The sequence below is a fragment of the Arenimonas composti TR7-09 = DSM 18010 genome, from assembly GCF_000426365.1.
GTDB classification, from domain to species: Bacteria; Pseudomonadota; Gammaproteobacteria; order Xanthomonadales; family Xanthomonadaceae; genus Arenimonas; species Arenimonas composti.
Window position 1 is genome coordinate 1 of the sequence record NZ_AUFF01000018.1, and the last position, 3,980, is coordinate 3,980.

3 protein-coding genes are annotated in these 3,980 nt (G+C 55.3%); all 3 read left to right on the forward strand.

The window, feature by feature from the left end; genetic code table 11:
- The first annotated feature begins 759 nt into the window (after positions 1-759).
- Positions 760-1,269, forward strand: coding sequence for a hypothetical protein (locus tag K311_RS17880; protein ID WP_154659575.1), 510 nt, complete (start codon positions 760-762; stop codon positions 1,267-1,269).
- 99 nt (positions 1,270-1,368) lie between these two features.
- Positions 1,369-1,953 carry a hypothetical protein gene (locus K311_RS17035; RefSeq protein ID WP_051240162.1) on the forward strand — a complete coding sequence of 195 codons (585 nt, stop codon included), beginning with the start codon at positions 1,369-1,371 and terminating at the stop codon, positions 1,951-1,953.
- Positions 1,954-2,389: 436 nt separating this feature from the next.
- Positions 2,390-3,805 (forward strand): hypothetical protein, encoded by a 1,416-nt coding sequence (locus K311_RS18220; RefSeq protein WP_081683463.1) that lies wholly within the window; start codon positions 2,390-2,392, stop codon positions 3,803-3,805.
- The last annotated feature ends 175 nt before the right edge of the window (positions 3,806-3,980 follow it).

Sequence of the window (3,980 nt, forward strand, 5' to 3'; positions counted from 1 at the left end):
GAGGCCGTTTGGCGACGCGGGGGGAGTCCATTTCATCATTCAAGCCGACGCCGCTTCGCGGCGCGGCTTAACTCGGGCGTTAGCGTTCAACATGCATCATCGTAGACGCAATGCGCTTGTCCTTATGGCCACAATGGTTCTACTCGTTGGGTGCGCGGGGACAAGGCCAGCAAGATCGGAATTTGCATCTGCATCGGTAGACGCGAGTGACGCCCTGCTGGACGGATCGTGGAGGGGCCGCCTCACTATTAGGAGGCCGTACGTCTGGGACATTGTTCAGGATGACCTTGAGCTTCAAGTTCACCTCAAAGGCGAGACCGCGCGGGTCCTCGTGTTGCTTGAGGATGGAGAGTGGATTGAGGCGATGCCAGAGGAGTTTCGGGTCGCGCGCCAAGGACCGAGCGCAGTTCTTGTTGCCATTAACTCTGACGATGACTGGAATGAGGCATGGGTGATTTCTTTGGCAGCTCACAGTGAGAACGCACTTCTTGCGGAGTGGTCACGGACAGTAAGAAACCTAACTCCAACGGCACAGGATCTTGTCTTCAGTAGTGCGGCAGTCGGCATGCTACGGCGTGAGAGAGATTCGTCGGATGAGCGCTAACAGTTCGTTCAAGCCGACGCCGCTTCGCGGCGCGGCTTAACTCAGGCGTTAGGCCACTCATGAAGTCTGTCCCGCAGCATCTTGTCGAACAGATGCGGCCCTATCGCAACTGTATGGAGGCGGCACGCGATCGCATTCTTCGCATAAGACACTTGATGGACGTAGAGCTCCAGGTGCGAGCCGCCACTGAGTACGATCTGGAATGCGTTGCGCTGTCCATTCGAAAGTGCATCGAGCTAGTCGCAATCGCATCCATTGCGGCGAATCGTGCTGACTATGAGAAGGTGCGAGAGGGCTTCGCGTCAGATTGGAATGCTCGACTCATCTTTCGTGACATCGAGCGGTTGAATCCCGACTTCTTTCCCGGTCCGTTTGAGTTTGAAGACGAGACCACCATGAGGTATCCGAGCTATGACTGCCTCACAAAGGAAGGAGCGATCACTACCTATGAGCAGGCGAGTCGCTTCCTGCATGCGAGGAACTGGTACGCAGCGGCAATTGACGTCGAAAGCGAGCTGCGGGCACTGAACCGCAAGGCGTTGCTCTTGCAGTCGTTGCTTCGAAGCTTCGAGGTTCGGCTCCTTCCAAGCAACTTCCTCTACTTCGTCCTTCTTAACTTTGACAACGACGATGGTGTACAGGTGGCGCTAGCTGCGGAGGCCTAACTAAGTGTTGCAGCCGACCGCGCGGATGAGGCGGTGTCGCAGTAGCATTGGCTTCCGCCGCGCGGCGGCTGAACACGGTCGTTAGGTTGCGGGGAAGCTATGGCGATTATTGCGACATCCGGCAAAGTCCATTGGAACTACTTCCTAGCGTTAGAGCACGACCTGGAGCTGGCCTCCAGATACGTCGAGTTCTGCAATGACAACATGCAGACGTATTCGGTGGAGTTTGCTCACCTGCTGCTTGCAGCGTCCTCCGAGGTGGACGTGGTCGCAAAGCTTCTCTGCCAGCAACTCGACCCGCCTGCACCGCGCAACAACATCGACCAGTACCGCCAGGTGCTCACCAGCAACATTCCGGATCTACCAGCCATGCAGGTCTTCGTGCCCCGCTACGGCCTGCAACTCACACCGTGGTCTAACTGGGCTTCGGCAACGAACCCTGACTGGTGGCGAAGCCACAATAATGTCAAGCATGAGCGCAATGCGTTCTTTCAGGAGGCCACGCTCAAGAATGCATTGAATGCAATGGCTGCATTGCTAACGCTTGTTTTTCACTATTACCGCTTCACTCTGCCGGGTGCCGCCACTCCACTTCTGCCGAAAGACACGACTCGGGAGCTGCAGCCGACATCATCGCTTATGCTGCTACCCGACGATCACTATTACTCGGTGCGAATTTGCTAGGCCCACAACCTAACAATTCGTCCAAGCCGACGCCGCTTCGCTTCGCGGGTTAACTCAGGCGTTAGAACCGATGTCAGCACCTGGCAAGCTTGTCCTTCAATCGCTCTCCGGCTATAGACCTGAGCTAGATGCTCTGGTCTCGAAGTGGATCGCAGAGGGCGTTAAATACATTGGAGTCATCGGAGCCGACGCAGCGCGCATTGAGGAAATTGTTGACGAGCTTTGCGTCGGAGACGGGAGCAACCCCTACTTCATGCTCACGGCATCACACGGCCCAGAAGAGTCCTTGGACGATGCGATACGCTTGGCAGATCTAGTGACGGAAGTGGACGGCATATCCCTAGGCCCCACGGTGGACGTTGTTCGGTTCTAACCAATCATTCAAGCCGACGCCTTCGGCGCGGCTTAACTCGGGCGTTATGTTGCAGGGGGAGCAATGTCGGTACCCACCATCGTCCAAAGTCAAACTCAAGTCGTTGAGCGCGTCGATCAGTTCACGGGTGCCCTAGTCAGCTACTTGGGTGAGCTTGGCCTGCCCACTCAGAATGTTCTCGTTCCTACCGCTGAACGACAACGCGTAATAGCCAATCTTCCCGACGTCATCGCGCTGATTGACCATGCGAAGCGAGGGGACGCGCTGTACTTGTCAAAGTTCATCGCGGCGTGCGGTGCCGGACTTTTTGATGCCGCCCTAAACTTTGTTTGGGACGAGACAGTGGTTCATCTTAGAAGGAAGGTCGCTAGATTTGACCTCGACTACTTCTATGACAGCGTAGTTACTGATCCATCCCGGCGCGCGAAATTACGCGATGAGAGCGACCTAACAAAGATCGAAGAATGGGAACTGATCCGTGGTTGCCATCTGACGGGGATCTTGTCTGACATCGGTTATCGCCATCTCGACTACATTCGGGACATGCGTAACTGGGCCAGTGCTGCGCACCCAAATCAGAATGATCTTAGTGGCTTGCAGCTAATCTCCTGGCTAGAGACATGCATTAGAGAAGTCATCGCGAGAGAGCCGGAGGCTTCAGCAATTGAGGTAAAGCGGTTCCTCAATAGCATTCGAAACTCAAACCTCTCGGAGCAGGACGCGCAGCACATTCGGTCAGGGATGGAGCATTTGCCTGCCGATATTGTCAGATCGCTACTTAGAACGCTCTTTGGGATGTATACCGCAGACAATGCAACTACTCAGGTTAAGTCGAACATCCGGCTCATCGCGCGTAAGTGCTGGGAACTAGCTCCAGAGGACGCCAGATACGAGTGCGGCCTTCGCTTCTCTACATTCGCCGCAAACGGCGAGGTTTCGCGTCGTACGGCTGCCAACGAGTTCTTGACGGGCATTGAGGGGCTCGGGTATCTCCCTCCCGACACACTGGCCGTAGAGATGGCTGAGCGGGTGTCGGCGCTTTACAACGCGCACAGTGCGTTCAATAACTTCTATAACGAACCTGCGCACGCCAAGAGCCTTCTTGGTTATGTGCCTACTACCGGTCGCATTCCTGAAGCCATAAGGCGCAGCTACGTCAAGACGCTGATTATGGCAAAAATCGGCAATGGCTACGGCGTATCAGGAATGGCCGTTCCCCATTACGACGCAATGATCAGTCGCTTCACTGAAGAGGAATTTAAGGAGCTTGTAAAGCTGCCGACAGATAGGGAGTTTGCAGCACGACTTTCTTTGCGTTCATGTGCGCCGAACTATCGCTCTGTGGTTCAGGCAGCATTGCCCCTCACAACCAACCAGGTCACGAAGGCCGCAATGAACGCGATCATCGCAGCTACAGATCAGCAGATTCCCAATATTGGTAGGGATAGTGCGTTCCAACGGATAATCGGCGCCTACTAGCTGCAACATAACAATTCATTCAAGCCGACGCCGCTTTGCGGCGCGGCTTAATTCAAGCGTTAGGCCTCAATGCCAACCTATCTTCTTCTTGGCAGCGTATTCCGCGTCGCCGAAGCTCATCTGGTCCATCGATCGCGCCCTTGTCCGCTTCGCGCAATCTCAGCACACTTCGGGC